General features: G+C 62.0%; 12 protein-coding genes and 1 pseudogene. 10 read left to right on the plus strand and 3 right to left on the minus strand.

Features of this window, described 5'->3' with window-relative positions:
* Positions 1-14 precede the first annotated feature (14 nt).
* The gene (locus PQR32_RS05360; protein ID WP_408222953.1) at positions 15-293 is read right to left on the minus strand and encodes a hypothetical protein; all 279 of its coding nucleotides are present in this window, start codon (positions 291-293) and stop codon (positions 15-17) included.
* A gap of 415 nt (positions 294-708) precedes the next feature.
* Between PQR32_RS05360 and PQR32_RS05365 the strand changes: the two genes are divergently transcribed.
* Positions 709-2,844, plus strand: a complete 2,136-nt coding sequence (locus PQR32_RS05365; RefSeq protein WP_408222959.1) for a serine/threonine protein kinase — start codon at positions 709-711, stop codon at positions 2,842-2,844.
* Positions 2,845-2,918: 74 nt separating this feature from the next.
* On the opposite strand, the gene PQR32_RS05370 is transcribed toward PQR32_RS05365, so the two are convergent.
* Together PQR32_RS05370 and PQR32_RS05375 are read right to left on the minus strand one after the other, a co-directional pair.
* On the minus strand, positions 2,919-4,034 hold the full coding sequence (locus PQR32_RS05370) for a formylglycine-generating enzyme family protein (protein ID WP_408223074.1): 1,116 nt from the start codon (positions 4,032-4,034) through the stop codon (positions 2,919-2,921).
* A 15-nt stretch (positions 4,035-4,049) separates the two neighbouring features.
* A pseudogene (locus tag PQR32_RS05375) lies at positions 4,050-4,889 on the minus strand (caspase family protein); the annotation flags it as partial.
* Positions 4,890-5,256: 367 nt separating this feature from the next.
* On the opposite strand from PQR32_RS05375, the gene PQR32_RS05380 reads away from it, so the two are divergent.
* The 9 genes from PQR32_RS05380 to PQR32_RS05420 all read left to right on the plus strand — a co-directional run bounded on the left by PQR32_RS05380 (position 5,257) and on the right by PQR32_RS05420 (position 17,928).
* Entirely contained in the window at positions 5,257-5,760 is a 504-nt protein-coding gene (locus tag PQR32_RS05380; RefSeq protein ID WP_408222961.1) for a DUF4399 domain-containing protein, read from the plus strand.
* 47 nt (positions 5,761-5,807) lie between these two features.
* Positions 5,808-6,242: a DUF4399 domain-containing protein gene (locus PQR32_RS05385; protein ID WP_408222963.1), complete on the plus strand. Its 435-nt coding sequence runs from the start codon at positions 5,808-5,810 to the stop codon at positions 6,240-6,242.
* A gap of 292 nt (positions 6,243-6,534) precedes the next feature.
* Complete coding sequence (locus PQR32_RS05390) at positions 6,535-6,816, plus strand: hypothetical protein (protein WP_408204385.1); 282 nt, start codon at positions 6,535-6,537, stop codon at positions 6,814-6,816.
* Between the two features lie 225 nt (positions 6,817-7,041).
* A complete protein-coding gene (locus tag PQR32_RS05395) occupies positions 7,042-8,496 on the plus strand; it encodes an efflux transporter outer membrane subunit (RefSeq protein WP_408222966.1) in 1,455 nt (484 codons plus the stop codon).
* A 229-nt stretch (positions 8,497-8,725) separates the two neighbouring features.
* Entirely contained in the window at positions 8,726-11,308 is a 2,583-nt protein-coding gene (locus tag PQR32_RS05400; protein ID WP_408222968.1) for an FHA domain-containing protein, read from the plus strand.
* Positions 11,286-12,659: a beta-barrel domain-containing protein gene (locus tag PQR32_RS05405; RefSeq protein ID WP_408222970.1), complete on the plus strand. Its 1,374-nt coding sequence runs from the start codon at positions 11,286-11,288 to the stop codon at positions 12,657-12,659. The genes PQR32_RS05400 and PQR32_RS05405 overlap by 23 nt, the downstream gene beginning before the upstream one ends.
* 37 nt (positions 12,660-12,696) lie before the next feature.
* Positions 12,697-13,449, plus strand: a complete 753-nt coding sequence (locus tag PQR32_RS05410; RefSeq protein ID WP_408222971.1) for a peptidylprolyl isomerase — start codon at positions 12,697-12,699, stop codon at positions 13,447-13,449.
* Positions 13,450-13,516: 67 nt separating this feature from the next.
* A complete protein-coding gene (locus PQR32_RS05415) occupies positions 13,517-16,573 on the plus strand; it encodes a peptidase domain-containing ABC transporter (RefSeq protein WP_408222973.1) in 3,057 nt (1,018 codons plus the stop codon).
* The gene (locus PQR32_RS05420) at positions 16,573-17,928 is read left to right on the plus strand and encodes a sigma-54 interaction domain-containing protein (RefSeq protein WP_408222975.1); all 1,356 of its coding nucleotides are present in this window, start codon (positions 16,573-16,575) and stop codon (positions 17,926-17,928) included. The genes PQR32_RS05415 and PQR32_RS05420 overlap by 1 nt, the downstream gene beginning before the upstream one ends.
* The last annotated feature ends 14 nt before the right edge of the window (positions 17,929-17,942 follow it).

Raw genomic sequence — 17,942 nt, forward strand, 5'->3', positions numbered from 1 at the left:
CGCGTCGCCGCGTATTACACGTGGATGTTGTTGCTCGTGGAGATGTACGGGTTGACGGTCGAGCTGATGCCGGTGGCGAACGCGACGTTGTTGCCGTTGGCGTTCTGCAGGTTCAGCTCGTTGTTGATGAGCTGGGTGGCGTCGACCTTCTTGCTGTTGTTCGGGGCAAAGACGGGGCTGAAGTTGAAGTACGACGAGGACGGATAGTAGCCGGTGCCGCCGCGCACGGCGCTCATGGCCTTGCTGTCGAGTTGTTCGGTGATGGACAGGTCTTTGATCATCAGCGTGTTCATGGTGAGTCTCCAGAAGGTAAAGGTCAGGGTCTTGCGATTGGGTGCGAGCAACTTGTCTGCTCGGGTGTCACTAATGCACGGGCTGTGCCAGTTATATTCAAGGTTCCTAAGAAAGTTGGTGGAGGCCTGCTGCACAGGGGTTTCGCGTTGCAGTACCGGGCTCGCACCGGAGCTCGGCCGTGCGGAAGGGAAGAACGACAGACGGCATACGCCCGACAGACCACCCCATGCTGTTGGATATCGCCCGACACGGGCTCGCCGCGCAGGCAGCGGGCCAATCCTGGTTTGCGAAAGCACGGAGCCGGAGCTAGTATCGAAGCGGCACATGTAACTGGTTACGACAGGTTCTCTATCAGCCCGAGAGGCTTGGGTCGCATGCGACCCAGCCCAACGGCAGCGGCGGCGCTTCGCACAAATGGCTAGCCTTGCGCGTGTGATTCACGACTTTCAGAACGGCGAGCTGTCCCGTGACGAGTTCGTGGCTCAACTCGACAGCACGTTGACGACCGAAGGACTCGGTCCCACGCAGTTGCTGGACATGCTTGGCGCTGCACATCGCAAGGCGCCGCTCCCCGACGATCTCTATGTGGAAGTGCGGCGACGCATCGAGCAGTTGCGCGTGTCGAACGTAGCGGCGGGCGGCGACGAAACCGGCATCCAGACCACCGTCGAGATTCCGTCGATACGGTCATCCAGCGCGGGTAGCGCGGCCAACATAGCTGGCGCCGGTAGTGCCGCAGGACACGACCAGATCAAAGGCACCGGCGACACGCTCAACAACCGCTTCGTGCTCGAAGAATGCCTCGGCGTCGGCGGCATGGGGACGGTGTACAAGGCGCTCGATCTGCGCAAGCTCGAGGCTTCGGACCGCAAGCCGTATCTCGCGATCAAGGTGCTCAACGTCCAGTTCCGCGGCAACCCGAATTCGCTGGTCGCGTTGCAGCGCGAGGCGCGCAAGGCGCAAGTGCTCGCGCATCGCAACATCATCACGGTGTACGACTTCGACCGCGACGGGCCGATCGTCTATCTGACGATGGAGTACCTGTCCGGCAAGCCGCTCAGCCAGTTGCTGCGCACGCCGGGTTACCAGGGCATGCCGGTGCGCGCGGCGCTGCCGATCGTGCGCGGCATGTGCAGCGCGCTCGCGTATGCGCACGAACGCGGATTCGTGCATTGCGACTTCAAACCCGCCAATGTGTTTCTCACGACGAATGCCGAAGTGAAGGTGATCGACTTTGGCATTGCCCGCGTGTTCCAGCGTCCGGAAGAGGAGAGCGATGCAACCGTCTTCGATCCGGGCAGCCTCGGCGCGTTGACGCCCGCGTATGCCAGCCCGGAAATGATCGAGCACCGCGAGCCGGATCCGCGCGATGACATTTACGCGCTGGGCTGCATCACGTATGAGTTGCTGACCGGCCACCATCCGTTTGACCGCTTGTCCGCGACGCAAGCCCGCAACTCTGATTTCAAACCGCAGCGGCCGGCCAATCTCGATTCAAAACAATGGCGCGCGCTGCGTTCCGCGCTGTCGTTCGATCGCAATACGCGCATGCCAAGCGTGGTGCGCTTTATCGCGGAGTTCGATAACGAAGCGCGCGCGGAAAAGTCGGGCACGCTGGCGAAGGTGGGGCTCGCGAGTTTCGCGGTGGTTTGCGCCGCGGCGGTCGGCGTGTTCGCGTTCCGCTCGGGGGCGAACCGGCATAACGGACCACAGACGCAGGCAGGCGCCTCGCAGGCTTTGACCGAGCAGGCGGCTTCGTCGATTTCGGAAGGGACGGTGACCGCGCCGCCGGTGGCGCCGCCGGCAAGTCCGGTCGCGGCAGTGCCCGCCACGCCACCGGCAGCGCCGGCAGCCAAGCCCGCGCCCAAGCCGGCACTGACTCTCGCCGCCGTCACACCGGCGCTGACGCAAGTGCCTTGTTCGGCGCTATCCGCCTCAGTGCAGGATCACTCGCTGACGGTGCGGGGTTACGTCTCGCAACGTTATGGCGCGGCGCATCTGAAGGACACGCTGGCGGCGTTGCCGGGCGTCGATACGCTGACGCTTCAGGTCGAGCCGCTCGCCGATGACAAATGCGACACCATCAAGGCGTTCGCGCCCTACTGGATTCACAACATGCAGGCCGGCCACGTTGCGGCCTTGCATGTGCGGCCGCCAGGCGGCCAGTTGAGCGACGGCGACCCGCTAGTGGTCGACGTCACCACACCGGGCTACGACTCATATGTGAACCTCGACTACTACCAGCTCGACGGCAGCGTCGTGCACATGGTGCCGAGCCCGCGCGCAAAGGACAATCAGGCGCCGCCGCACTACGCCGCCACGGTCGGCAGCGCCGGTGACTGGATCATTTCGAAGCCGTTCGGATCGGAGATGGTGGTGCTGCTGATCACGCCGGCGCCGCTATTCGACAAGCCGCGCCCGGAGAGCGAATCGCGCGCCGATTATCTGCGTGCGCTCGATGCACGCCTCGCGCAGATCGGCGGCAAATACGGCCGCGATCATATCGTCGCCGATTTCGCTCCGATCACGACGAAACCGCGCTCGCCCTGAGCGGAGCGGGAGCGCGGTTTTCTCTCGTAAGGGGCTGTGAGTCCGATCGAGACCTGAACGCGGCCTGTGGCAAGTCACTTCAGATCTTTGACGACCCGGAAGCCATCCTGCGATTGACGCACGCCCGCGCTGTACTTGAAGCGTGTCGCGCTGAGCATGTAGCCGCCGCCTTCACGCCACGAGCCGCCACGAATCACGCGCATGTCGCAGCCGGGGGTGTCCCATGCATGACCATCGGCGGGCGCGCCCTGGTAGGAGTTGTGCCAGCAGTCGGCGGTCCATTCCCAGACGCTGCCGTTCATGTCGTACAGGCCGAGCGGATTCGGCGCGAACGAGCCGGCGGCCTCAGGCCCTTCCTTGTGCCACGGGTCGCCGCAGTCCTTGCAATTGGCGTTGCCCTTGCGCATCTGGTCGCCCCACCAGTAGGCGGTCGTGGTGCCGCCGCGATCCGCGTATTCCCATTCCGCTTCGGTGGGCAGACGGTACGGTTTGCCGGTGGTCTTGCTCAACCATTTCACGTACTGCTGCGCGTCGTCCCAGCTGAGGTCGCGCGCCGGTGCGGCCTTGTTGGTGTTGCTTTCCGGCGTGAGCTTCTGGCAGGCATTGGCGGCGACACACGCGTTCCACTGGTCGACCGTCACCTCGTACTTGCCGATCGCGAACGGCGCGCCAATAGTCACGTGATGAACGGGCTTTTCGGATGGGTCGTCGGTACTGCTGCCCATCGAGAACGAACCGGCGGGCACGGTGATCATGATCGGACAGGTCGCGCAATCACGGCTTTCGCCGGCAACTGGCGCATGCGTGACGGGCTTTTGCGCGACCGCCGCCGGTGGCGCCGCGGGCGGGGCAGCGCTCGCAGTGGGCTTGGGTGCTGGAGCACTAGCCGGCGGCGTCGGCCGCGCGGCCTGCGGCGCGGGCGCAACTGAAGGCGCAGCAGGCGTGGCCGCGGACGGCGCATTTGATGTCGCCGCAGCCCGCAAGCGCTCGATGCGCGCATGAGCGAGCGTGGCGAAGCGGCCGTTCGGATAGGCCTTCAGATACGCCTCGTAGTCGCCCGGATAGTTGCTGTCCTTGATCGAATTCCAGAACGTGATTTCGTATTGTTCGCTGCTGTCTTTCGGCAGGATGCCTCGGCTATGCAGCGTGACCACGGGATTATCCCGAGCGGTCGACGCAGCATCGGCCATCAACAAGGGCCGAGGAAGCGACGAGGCAAGCCACGGCGATTGCTCGCCGCCAGTCGCGTCGCGAACCTGCACTGCGACGCGTTGCAACAGATCCGCCATCGCTAGCGACGGAGCGCTGTCGAGCGCGTGCAGCCATGCATTCGTATAGACGCCGTGGCGTGCGCCGTCCGCTGCAAAACCGCCAGGCGCGGTTGCGTAGGCAACCACCGTATTGCCGGGAAGCGCTGACGTATCGTCCGTCACGTCCGCCGAGAACGGATTGTTCAAACACGTATCGAGGATCACAAGATTGAGCCGGCCGTCCCGCGGCCCGCGCATGGCCTGTAGCACGGCGTGCAAATCGACACCGTTGCTCACGACCTCAGCCGGCGAGCGAGCATCGAGTCCCGCTGGGATGAGCAGTGTTTGCGGGCCGATCCGCATACCGTGTCCCGCGAAATAGAAGAGGCCAACACCGCCTGCCCGCAAGCGTTGATGGAATTCGCCGATGGCTTCGCGCATTTGCTGCGGCGTCGCATTGGTGCGCGTGATGACGTCGAAGCCGAGCGTTTGAAGCCTGTCGCGCATGGCTTCGGCGTCGCGCGGCGCGTTTTCCCGCAACGCGTCCACATGCGGGTCATTGCGATCCGCACGATCCGCGCCGTCCGCACCATACGCGCCATTACCGATCACAAGCGCGATACGTGGAGAAAGCCCTTTGCCCGGTTGTGGCGTGAACGGAGTGACCAGCGTGAGCGGCAAACTCGCCGCACTCGTATCCCGCTCGGCGCCGTCACGTTGCGGCGCCGCAAAAGCGTCGCCCGAATGCGCCTGCATCGCCCCGGCCATGCACACCAGCATGAATATTCGCCACATCTTCACATCCTGTTTGTTCCGGACAGAACATAGGCAATCGGGGACCGCGCTACTCGCAGCAACTGCTGGAGTGAATCGCGCGAAACATCGACGCCGCTATCGACCATCCATCTGCAACCTCTTAATAACGATAGCACGCGCTTTGCGCGCCACAACTGTCCGCGTGCCCCGAATGCGTTATACGGTTAACGGGTGTGGCGTATCTTTTTGGCAAGTTACGACCTAAGCTAATTCACAAAGTAGGGCGGCAAGCTCGTTTTAACCAAGTGGCCGTCCAATCGCGCGTGCGCCCGCGACATCCAGCCGGAACGCCCGGCCTGCCCCGTGCAGCCGACCTGGCCATGACCACTCTTCGGGAGAGTGCGCTATGCGAAGAACCGTTACCCCCGTTGTTCTCGACGTGCGGCATGGATCGAATGCGCGTCGCGAGGCGCTGCGCCGCGCTCTGCGCGCGACGCTCGTCCTCATGTTCGGCAACACGGTGCCCAGCGTCTTTGCGGCGGCCGAGCATACGGCGTCGCCGCCGGGCGCCGAGGAATACATCATCTGGCCATCGGACGGCACGGTGATTCACGGCGGCAAGTTGTGGGTGCGCATGGGACTGCGGAACATGGGCGTGTGCCCGAAGGGCGTCGTGTTCCCGAACACCGGCCATCACCATTTGCTGATCGACACCGACCTGCCGCCTCTCGATCAGGAAATTCCATCGGATCGCAATCACCTGCACTTCGGCGCCGGTGAGACGGACGCGCGTATCGAGTTGCCGCCGGGCAAGCACACGCTGCAACTCATTCTCGGCGACCACAACCACGTGCCGCATGTGCCGCCTGTGTATTCGAAAAAGATCACCATCACCGTGCTAAAAGACTAGCGCGATCCGTTCGTTCAAAGCGGGTCCGTCAGGACGGAGAGACCTTCATGTACAAGATCATCGCGGTCGCGGCGCTCGTCATGTCTGCGGCATTGGCTTCGCCGAATGTCGCCATTGCAGGTAGCACGCCGGCGCCGGCCGGCGCCTACGCATATATCGGCTATCCCAACGATGGCCAGGTCGTCCCCGCCAACAAGCCGTTCAAGGTGTGGTTCGGCCTGCGCTACATGGGCGTGGCGCCGAAAGGCGTCAAGTATCCGAACACCGGCCACCATCATCTGCTGATCGACACTGACTTGCCGCCGATGGACCAGGAAATTCCGTCGGATCGCAATCATCTGCACTTCGGCGCGGGTGAAACGGAGACCATGATTCAACTCCCGCCGGGCAAGCACACGTTGCAGCTGCTGATGGGCGACGACATGCATGTGCCGCACAATCCGCCGGTGTATTCGAAGAAGATTACCGTCATTGCGCGGTGACGTAGCGCGCGGCGTGGCGCGGCGCGTCGGTTAGCGCCTCGGTGTCACGCCGCAACCAACAATTCCGCACGGGTTGTTGGCCGCGATCCACCATCCTCCCTGCGTCGCTTCACGGCTGCGTCTCGCGTTCATCTCCCGGCCAGCCCTGCAACCCTTTATCTACGGCGCTCCGGCACATTTCTTAGGATAGGAAAGCAATCCTGGCACAGCCCATGCATTAGTGACACTCGAGCAGACAAGTTGCTCGAACCCAACCGCAAACTGTGCTGTATTCCCTTCCAGGAGATTTACCATGAACACGCTGATGATCAAAGACCTGTCCATCACCGAACAACTCGACAGCAAGGCCATGAGCGCCGTGCGCGGCGGCACCGGCTACTATCCGTCTTCGTCGTACTTCAACTTCATGCCGGTGTACGCGCCGAACAACAGCAAGACCGTCGACGCCACCCAACTGATCAACACGACGATGAACATCCAGAACGCCAACGGCAACAACGCAGCGTTCGTCTCGGGCATCTCGTCCACGATCGACCCGCACGTGTACGCCAGCAACAACATCAACGTGCACTAAACGGCGCAGGCCGCCGCGGAGGCGCGACAGCCTCCGCGGACTCTTACCGGCCGCTCCTCAAAAAGATTTCGCAGCCAATCGTTCTTTTCACGCCACCCCCGTTTCACCGCCCGATTCCCGCGCCGACCTTCCTGCATCGCTTCGATGGTGAAGCCGCGCAGGAGATGCTTTACTTAAAGGGCGCGCTCTACTCGTGCAACGACGTGGGCGCCATCGGAGACCATCGTGTCAGCGTTGCTTTCATCAGCTCGTCAGCGCTTCTTCCGCAGAACATCCGCGCTGCGCTGCGTTTGCGCGGCGACCGTTTGCGCGCTTTCGCTGTCGGCCTGTATCGATGTCAGCATGCCCGACTACAAGCGTCCCGACACGCCCGCCAAAGCGTCGTGGTCGGATCAGAAAGGCTCGCCCGTTTCGGCCGCCGCGACGATCGAACCCGACTGGTGGAAAGGCTTCCACGATCCCTATCTCGACACGCTGATCGCGAAGGCGATTGCCGGCAACTTCGATATCAAGGTGCTGGCTGCGCGTATCGACGTGGCCGGCACGCAGATCGGCGAAGCCAAAGCGGGCGCCTTGCCGACCATGGATCTCGGCGCCGGCGCCGATTTCGAAAAGACCACGCACCAAACCTTCTCCAAGCAGTACAACCTCGCGACGCAGGTGAACTGGGACATCGATATCTGGGGCAAAGTCGAAAAAGGCGTGCAGGCGCAAAAGGCGGAATTCCACGCCAGCGAGGCGGACTGGCGCGCCGGCTATCTCGAACTGGTGTCGAACGTGTCCAGCACGTATTTCCAGATTCTGCAATTCGACGACCAGATCGAACAGCAACAGAAAACGCTCGAAACGAACCGGCAAATCCTCACGATTTACGACGGCCAGCGCCGCAACGGGCTCGTGCCGCAAACCCAGGTGTTGCGCCAGCAGGCGGAGATCAACCGCCTGACCAATCAACTGCTCGACCTGCGCCGTTCGCGCGCGCTGGCCAACAACGCGCTGTGCACGCTGATCGGCGTGCCGGCGGGCGAGTTTCAGATGCCCAAGGGGCATTTGCAGCAGCGCGTGCAACTGCCGCCCGTGCCGGACGGCCTGCCCGCACAACTGCTCGCGCGCCGTCCCGACGTGGTGGCCGCCGAGTTCAGAGTGCTGGAATCCTACGACCTCGTCGGCCAGGCCAAGCTCGCGCAACTGCCGACCATCAGCCTGACCGGGCACGGCGGCACCGCGAGTTTTGCGCTGACCGATCTGCTGAAATCGTTCACTTACGGCTTCATGCCCAGCATCAACATTCCGCTGCTCGATCCGGGCGTGCGCGCGCACGTGAAAGTTACGCAAGCACAGTCGACGGTGGCCGAACAGCAGTATCGCGTGGCGGTGATGGGCGCATTCGAGGAAGTGGAGAACGCGCTGGTCAATGTGAATTCGCACAAGGAACAGCGTGTGGAGTTACAGCAGGAAGTGTCGCGGCTGCAAATCGTCGCGGACCAGATCCAGTCGCAATTGCGTCTCGGCGTGGTGTCGCAACTGGAGGTGTTCGAAACCGAGCGGACTTTGCTGGAGGCGCAGCAGGAACTGCTCGCCAACCATCAACAGATTCTGTCCGACACGGTGCTGCTTTATAAAGCGCTGGGCGGCGGCTGGCCGAGCGTCGACGTGCAGGCTGAAGTAAAGGAACACTGAGCTAATCCGCAATGTGGCGCGCAGCGTGGGTATTTCGGCTGTCTCTGACGCGCTCGTTGCCTTCATAATTCGACGATCGGAAAATTGACACTCGCCATGTGTGACTTACAATCTTTAAGGAGCCGGCTTTTGCACGGCTCACTCGAACAATATCTTTCCGCCGTAGTCCTTCGTCCCGTTTCCGTTGCGCTCTCGCCGCAACGGGTAAACGCTTAGTGATCCAGATAAAATGGCCGCCGGCGAAGCTCCGATTGCTGAGATGCGCGCGACAGAAGACGCCGCGTTCGACGTGGTGTTGTCGCCGGCTGCGTCCGCGCAACGTCCCGCGCTCGACGCGATCCGGATCGTCGACAACCTGTTTGCAATCGGGCGCAGCGAGGCACCTTTTACCGACTATCCCGCAGAGCGGATTGCGCGCCTGTCTCGCCGTCATGCACGGGTTTTCACGGAACACGGCGCGGTTTACGTCGCCGACCTCGGCAGCAAGAACGGCACGACGGTGAACGGCGTGGCGGTGCGGCAAACACCGGCCCGTGTGCGTGCCGGCGACGAACTGTGCTTCGGCGGCGAGCTCTGCTACCGGGTGAGCATCGAGCCGCGCGCGCGTATCGTGGCGGCCGCCAGTTCATCCACCGCGCCGGGATTGCTGCTCGTGCCGCAGCGCGACGACCTCGGCCTGCAACCCATCGAGGTGCAGGCATTCCCGTTTCTCGTCAGCAAGGCGGACGAAGTCTTTTCGCGCTACAAGGACCGCTATCCGCATCAGGTCAATTACATCTCGCGCCGTCACGCGCACATCTTTCTGAAGGGTGGCGAGCTCTATGTCGAAGATCTCGGCAGCACCAACGGCACATTCGTCGGCGGGAAGCGGCTGGACGAATCCGCGCTGCCACTGGTAGAGGGAGACCTCGTTGCATTTGGCGGAGACCACTTCGTCTACAGGGTGTCGCTGCAGAAACCCCCTGAAGTCGAGCCCACCGTGACACAACTATTCCTCAATCCGGCCGCCGACGAAGCTGTCGATCCCGACAAGACCACGTTTGTCGGCGCTGCGCATTCATTCCTCGATATCTTTTGCGTCGACCCCGGCCTCCAGCGTGAAGACGAAGTCAACGAGGCGGCACAGGCCGCGTCCGCGCATGCGAAGCGCGACGCGCCGACGGGCACGGCAAGAGGGGCGACTGGCACGAACGGAACCAACGGTGCGAGTGGCGCCGCCAACGCGGCCGCCGCGAAAGGCCGGCCGCGCCGTTGGCGCTTGCTCGCGGGCGAACTCGGCAAGGCGTTTGCAATCGACGATCGCACGAGCGTGCGGCGCATGGCGACATGGGGCGGCGTGGGCGTCGTGGTGATAGCCGCGATTGGAACGACGCTTTACATGCGCGGTTCGTCGGAGCGCGAGTTGAAGAACCTGCTGGCGAACGGCGATTACACGAGTGCGGTCACGGCGGCCTCGGGCTATCTGGCGAACCATCCCACGGACACCAAAGTCAGCGCGCTTGCGAGCGAAGCGTTGTTGAAGGCGAAGCTCCCCAGCTGGCTGAATGCGTTGGAAAAGGCACAGTTCGATCAGGCCGACGCGTTGCTCAAGGAGATGCGTTCGTTGAGCGCAAACAACGCGGACGCCGCGTCGCTGATCGGCGAATTGCAATGGGTGGGCGATCTGGAGCGTTTCGTCGCGGCGCGCGGCGGCATGGACGCGCCGATTCGCATGTACACGGACGAGGGCACGATCAACAACCTGCTGCAACGCTGGGAAGACGACGCGAAGAGCCATCAGCGCGCGCTCGATCGCATCGCTTCCTACGTGCCCGTGTTCGCCGATCCCTACGCACGGGCGCTGAGCCATCTGCGCAAACTGGAAAGCGACGACTCGGTGTACCTCGCCGCCATCGACCGTCTGAATGGAACGATCCGCACCGAACTGGCGCGCGACAAACCCGACGCGCTGCCTCCCGTGCTCGACGACTACGCGCAGCGCTACCCGCGTCTCGCGGGCATTGATCGGGTGCGTCAGGATTTGCGCCAATACACCGATTTGTTGAACGCCGCGCTGAGCCGCCAATTGGCGCCGTTGCTCGCGATGCTGAAAACGGCGCGCTTCAGCACGCCGCCTTTTCAGGCGCAGTTTCAACAATTGGCGGCCAGCCGTTTGCCTTCGTCAGACGTGATTGCGCGCCATGACGCAGTGACAGCGGCATGGCAGCGCGGCGACGCGCAGCAGGCGCTTGCCGGTTTGCAGGCGATGCCCGCAGGGCCGTGGTCCGACGTGCTCGCGGCGGAACTGGCACACAAGAAAACGTTGCTCGATCAGTACGCGCAATTGCAGAAGACGCGCGGCGACAAGGATTACGACCAGCGCCTGCTGTCGTTCTACGCGAGCCTCGATCCGGCAACGGACGTGTGGTTCCTGCAGTCGATCCAGAAAGACGTCGCCGCCTTGCACGACAAAGCGCTGGCGCGTGCGCAAGACCTGCTGCTGCGGGCCCAGAGCCTGTGGAAACAGTATCGCGCGGGTGGATCGATCGGCGGTACGCAGCGTCTCGAAGCCGGTATTTCACCGGGATTTCGCAGTGAGGCGCGCCTGCTTTCCGATGCGCAAACGTCGGCGCAACAAGGCATGCGCATCTACACGCAACTGAAGGCCGATCATCCCGCTGACTTCGACCGTCTGCTTGCGGATATCGAAGCCGAAGCCAATTTGCAGCGCCGCTCGCTGACAGAGTTGCGCATGGTGCTGGATCCGGGACTTCTGAAAGCGAAGCTGGCGTTGATTGGAGGCGAGCAGAGTGAAACGCGACAGTCACCCTAAGCCGTTGTCGGAGGCGCTGGAAGATCACAGCGTCGAGGGCATCGCGATTCTGATGGCGGAGCCGGTGCGGCTTGCGCGCGCGCTGATCTGGGCGATGGTCGCGCTGGTGGTGGTCGGGCTGTTGTGGTCGTTCGTGGGACGTGCGGACGTGATCGTCAGCGCGCAAGGCACCTTGTCGCCGGAATCGGAGGTACGCCGAATCTATGCGCCGATCGACGGCGAACTCGCCGATCTGTATATCGCTGAGGGGCAACCGGTGTCGAAAGGTGACGTGCTCGCGCGCCTGAATGCGCGCGGCGCGATCGAGGCCGCCAGCAACGCATTGCAAGCGCAACTCAAACTGGAAGACGCCGAGCGCGACTGGAAGCAGTTCCCCGAGAAGAAAGCGCTGATGGAGCGTAAAGCCGCCGCGCTCAAGACGCAGATGGAGGTGGAAGCGCGCCAGCACGAAACTCGCGTCTCCGAAGGCACGACCAAACTCGCGGAAGGGCAGAAGGCCGAACTCGACGAAGCGCGCAGCATGCTCGACAACGCCCGGCGCGCGCGTGAAGCGGCGCGTCAGGAACTGGACCGATACTCGCGGCTCTTCGCGCAGCCGGGCGGCGGCGGCATTGCCGAATTGCAGGTGGAACAGAAACGCACCGCGGCAATGGAAGCGGATAACGCGTACCGTGTCGCGCAATCGAAGCTCGCGGAGCTGGATTTCCGTTTGAGCCACGAATATACGCAGGCCAATGCGCAACTGGAAACCAGCGGCCAGCAGACCACCGACCTGCAGCTTCAATACGATTCGGCGGTGCGCGACATTACCGACGCGGAAGACAAGTTGCGCCTGCAGCTGCAAAGCGCACGGCTAGTGTCTGAAGCGGCCGCGCGGATTCGCTTCGAGAACATCGACAAAGACAATTTCCTGCTGATTCTCGCGCCGGTTTCGGGCGTCATCACCGATGTGACGTCGACGCAGCGCGGCGACAAGATTCAGGCGAACGCGCCGCTTGGCGGCATTGCGCCCAAAGATGCGCGGCCCGTGCTGAAGATTGAAATCGCCGAACACGATCGCGCGTTTCTGCACGAGGGCTTGCCCGTCAAGCTGAAATTCAACGCCTTTCCGTATCAACGCTATGGGTTGATCAGCGGCACGCTGGCCTATATTTCACCGGCCACCAAGCCGTCGCTGACGGACAAGCAGCCGGTCTACGAAGGCCGCGTCACGCTCGACAAAAATTACTACCAGATTGCCGACACGCGCTATCCGTTGCGCTACGGCATGACGGCAAGCGCTGAGATCGTGGTGCGCGAGCGGCGCCTGATCGATCTGGGTCTCGATCCGTTCAGGCAGGTTGCGGGTTGACCGCGCGGATCACACGTCAATTAAAGGAGCGGAAGAAATGACCGCGATAGTGCGAATCGATGACGAAGTCGTGGACGTGGCCGAGTTCATTCGTCTTCTGAAACTGACCGGCCAGTTCGAGAGCCTGATCGAGCAGATCGTGCGCGACAAGCTCACGGTCCACGCGGCGAAGAAGCAAGGCATCACTGTCACCGCCGATGAAATCCAGCAACGCGCCGATCAGTTCCGTCGTGTGCGCGGCCTGCATCGCGCGACGGATATGAATCAGTACCTCGACGCGCTCAATGTCAGTCTCGACGAATTCGAGGCCTTCATTACCGACGGGCTGTATCAGGAGAAGATGCTCGACGAGATCGGCAACGAGGCCGCGATCAAGGACTACTTCGCGCTGAATTCGCCGAAGTTCGACGCGATCGAAGTGAGCCACATCGTGCTCGACAGCGAGGGCAAGGCGAAGGAAATGATTTCGTATCTGCACGACGATCCCGACAGTTTCGCCGACATGGCGCGCGAGCACTCGATTGCGGATACCCGCGAAGCGGGCGGTGTGATCGGCAAGGTGCTGCGCGGCTCGTTGAAGCCGGATATCGAGGCGAAGATCTTCAACGCGGCGGTGGGCGATCTGCTTGGTCCGTTTCCGTCGGCGGATCGCTCGTGCTTCGAGATTTTCGCCGTGACGGCCAAATATCCGGCGACGCTCGACGCGGACGTGGCCTCCGAGGTCCGGCGCCTGCTGCGCGAAGGCTGGCTGATCGCACGCGCTCAGGAGCACGTGATCGAAGCGCGCTAGGCCGTTCGAGGCCACACGCCGTACTGAAAACAACGCAACGACACGCCGATTCGAGGTCCGCAAGCACATGGATGCACCCCAGACCGCGCCCTCCGCAGCCGAGTTTCTCACCTCGGTGGAAATTCTTTCGCCGTTTTCGCGCGACGAGATCGAGCGTCTTGCCGAATATGCGCAAGCGCGCTTCTATTCGTTCGGCGAAACGGTTTGTTCTGCGGGCGAGACGGCTGACGGTCTGTACGTGATTCGCTCGGGTTCCGTGCGGATCTTCACGGAGGAGCACGGCAAGGAAACCAGCATGGGAGTGCGCAAGTCGGGCGAGATTTTCGCCGACATTGCGATGTTGCGTACCTATGTCCACGAAGCGTCGGTGCGGGCGTCGGCGAAAACCGAACTGCTGTTCATTCCGCGTGCCGCAATCGAACCGGTAATGGCCGGCAATCAGGCCGCGTTGGCGTTCGTTGCCAGCTATGTGGCGATCAATTCGGCGGGTGGTTTCGTCGCGCAGTTATTCGATCTGCGCGGCAAATTGAACAAGGCGGAACTCGAAGAGTATGTGCGCAGCGTTGGTGTGAAACGGGTGGCTGCGGGCAAGGAAATCCTCAAGCAGGACGGGCGCGAGGACCGGCGCCTGTACGTAGTGCGCCAGGGCGCAGTGCGCATCGTGCGGCACGAGGAGGGGCACGACTATACGCTCGCCACGCTTGGAGAAGGCGAGATATTCGGCGAGAAAGCGTGTTTGATGCGCCAGGAGCAGATGGCGTCGGTGGTCGCGACGACCGATACGCGGCTGCTGGTGATTCCGGAGCGCACGGTTCACTTCATTCTCGAACGCAATCCAAAGCTGCGCGAAGTGCTCGACGAGCGGATTCGCTACGGCGACCGCGAATTGCAGCGGCAAAAACGGGTCGAACAGCGCCGCAAGTTGCCGCTGATGCTCGATCTGCAGAGCAAACCCGAGTTCGGCGAGAAAGTCATCAAACGCTTCGCGCTGGTCGAACAGGCCGAAGAAATGGATTGCGGTGCAGCGTGCCTTGCGATGGTATGCCGCCACTACAGCATTCCGATGACGCTCGGCAAATTGCGCGAACTGGCCAACGTCACGACCCAGGGCGCGACGCTCGACAGTCTCGCGCGCGCGGGTGAATCACTGGGCTTCACGGCGCGCGGCGTGCAATGCACGTTCGATTCGTTGCGCGGTTTCGATCTGCCGTTCATCGTGCACTGGGAGGGCTATCACTACGTCGTGGTGTACGGGCTCTCCAAGGATTACGTGTGGGTGGCGGATCCGGCGGTCGGCTTCAAAAAAATGACCGTGGAGGATTTCGAGCGCGGTTGGAGCGGCACCTGTCTGTTGTTTACCGGCGGACCGCATCTGCTGCAAATGTCCGCCGCGCGTTCGCCGTGGATACGCTTTGTCGGCTACCTCAAGCCGTACAAGAAGATTCTCGGCCACCTGTTTCTCGCCACTTTCGTGATTCAGGTATTGGGCGTGGTTCCGCCGCTGATTATCCAGAACATTCTCGACGGCGTGATCGTGCATCAGAACGTCAGCCTGCTGCATCTGCTGATCGGCGGCCTGATTATCGCCAATGTCTTTTCGCAATTGATGTCGTCGATTCGCGCGTATCTCGCGAATTTCATGGTGCGCAACATGGACTTCGCGATGATGTCGCAGTTCTTCAAGCACACCATGTCGCTGCCGTTTTCGTTTTTCGCCAAGCGCAAGACCGGCGACATCTTCGCGCGCTTCCAGGAGAACCAGACGATCCGCGCGTTCCTCACCGAATCCACCGTCACGACAGCGCTGAATCTGCTGATGGTGTTCATCTACTTCACGATCATGTTCGTCTACAACGTGAAGATGACGCTGGTGCTGATCGCGTTCGTCATTCCGATCATGGCGCTGACCGCGCTCGCCACGCCGAAAATAAAAGGCTATGCACGCGAAGTGTTCACCGCGTCGACCGAATCGAAGTCGTTTCTGATGGAAGCGCTCGCCGGCGTGGAGACCATCAAAGGCATGGGTATCGAGCGGCCGGTGCGCTTGCGCTGGGAGAAGAAGTACGCAAAGGCGCTCGAAGTGCAATATCGCGCGCACGCGTTCAATATTCTCGTGGGACTTGGCAGTCAGTTGCTGAACGCCGCGACGACGATTGCGATTCTCTGGGTCGGCGCGAATCTCGTGCTCGCGCGCGAAATGACGATCGGTCAGTTGATCGCGTTCAATGCGTTCATGGGTAGCGTACTGGGGCCGCTCATGGGCCTGGTCGGCTTGTGGAGCATGTTGAACGACGCGGGCGTAGCGATGGAACGGCTCGGCGATGTGCTCGATATCGAGCCCGAACAGAAGCCGCAGGATTTACCCTCGCGTGTGATGCTGCCCGAACTGCAAGGCGAAATCAGCCTCAGCGGCGTCTATTTCCGTTACGGCGAAAACGACTCGGCGTACGTGCTCGAAAACATCAGCTTCGATATCAAGCCCGGTGAGCTGGTGGCGATTGTCGGGCGCAGCGGGTCGGGCAAGACGACCCTCGCCAAACTGTTGGTCGGCTTCTACACGCCGACCGAAGGCAAGATGACGATCGACGGCTACGATCTCGGCGTGGTCGACAAAGCCTATTACCGTGCGCAGATCGGCTATGTGATGCAGAGCAATCTGCTGTTCTCCGGCACGATTTCGGAGAACATCGCGAGCGGCGACGACGCGCCCGATCGGCGCCGCATCGAGGAAGTCTCGAAGATGGCCGACGCGCATGGATTCATCAGCAAGATGCCGCTCGGCTACGAGCAGATTGTGGGCGAGCGCGGAATCGGCTTGTCCGGCGGGCAGATCCAGCGGCTATGCATTGCACGGGCGCTGTATCACGATCCGCGTCTGCTCGTATTCGACGAAGCGACTTCGGCACTGGACTCGCAATCGGAGAGCAATATCCTCGGCAATATGCACGACATTCTGAAGGGCCGCACGGCGGTGATCATCGCGCACCGGCTCAGCACGATCATGCGTGCGGACAAGATTCTCGTGCTGTATGAAGGGGCGATTGTCGAACAGGGCCGTCACGATGAGTTGATCCAGCGCGGCGGCATGTATTACCAGCTGGTCCAGAAACAGTTGAGTGCGTGATGATGAAGATACTCGACCAGATTGAAGAGGCCAGCCCCGCGATTTCGTATGCTGGGCTGATCGAGCGGATCGAGATTCTACGCTCGACATTGCGCTGGTCGTCGCGGCTGGAGCGCGCGGACATCGACAAGCTGCTCCGGCAAGCCACCTCGCTGCGCGACGAAGTGATGCAACTCTCGCACAAGGAGCGCTTCGTGCAAGCGGCGGTGGCCGCGGAGCCGCAGGAGCGCGGCGATCTATCGCGCGGTGCGCGCCGCAAAGCGTTGCTCGAACGCAGTTTCATTTTCGAAGGGACATTCGGCGACAATCCGCGCTTGCTCGAATCGCTCGAAATCGCCGAGAAAGCGGCGCCGACCGATTTGCCTGTGCTGATCGACGGCGAGAGCGGCACCGGCAAGGAGTTGATGGCTAAAGTGATTCACGCCAACGGCTCGCGTCCCGACAAACCCTTCATTTCCGTGAACTGCGGCGCGATTCCCGACAATCTGTTGGAGTCGGAATTGTTCGGGCATCGCAAGGGGGCGTTCACGGGGGCGTCGAACGATCGCAAGGGGAAATTCGAAAGCGCGCATACAGGTACCATCTTTCTCGACGAAATCGGCGAGTTGCCGCTCGCCGGCCAGGTGAAGCTGTTGCGCGTGCTGGAAGCGCATGAGATCCAACGCGTCGGATCCGATGAAACGATTGCGGTGGATACGCGCATCGTCGCAGCGACCAATCGCAATCTGCGACAGCTCAGCGAAGAGGGCAAGTTCCGCGAGGATCTGTTCTACCGGCTTAGCGTGATTCATGTGACGTTGCCGCCGCTGCGGGAGCGTCGCGATGAAATTCCGCTGCTGATCGCGTGGTTCGGCGACGAAGCCGCCGGCACGTTAAAGCGCAGGCCCGTGCGAATGACGCCACGTCTGCGGGATTTTCTGCTGAACTATGCGTATCCGGGCAATATTCGCGAGTTGCGCAACGTGATGTATCGCGTGTCATGTCTGGCCGGCGATATGGCGGATGTGGATCATTTGCCGGTGGACATGCGGCCGGCGGCGCCCGGATCGACGGTGTCGTCCAACGCCGCGACCGCAACGGGGCAGGAGCCGATCAGCGTGGCGAATCTGATGTCGCTGAGCGACGCAAAGCGTGCCGCCAGCGATGATGCCGAAAAAGCCTTTCTTGAGCGCGGCCTACGCGAAGTGAGCGGCACGGTCGCGGAACTCGCGCGTCGTATCGACATGAACCGCTCGCACCTGCAGATGCTTCTGAAGAAACACGGCCTGCATTCGAAGGATTTCCGCAATCGTAATCAGCCGGCCGGGAACAAGAACGGCGCTGAAGACCGCGACGATGAGGACAACGAGACCTGAGACCGCGGCGTCAC

Origin of the sequence: Paraburkholderia dipogonis (assembly GCF_046027395.1) — a bacterium.
Classification (GTDB): Bacteria; Pseudomonadota; Gammaproteobacteria; order Burkholderiales; family Burkholderiaceae; genus Paraburkholderia; species Paraburkholderia dipogonis_A.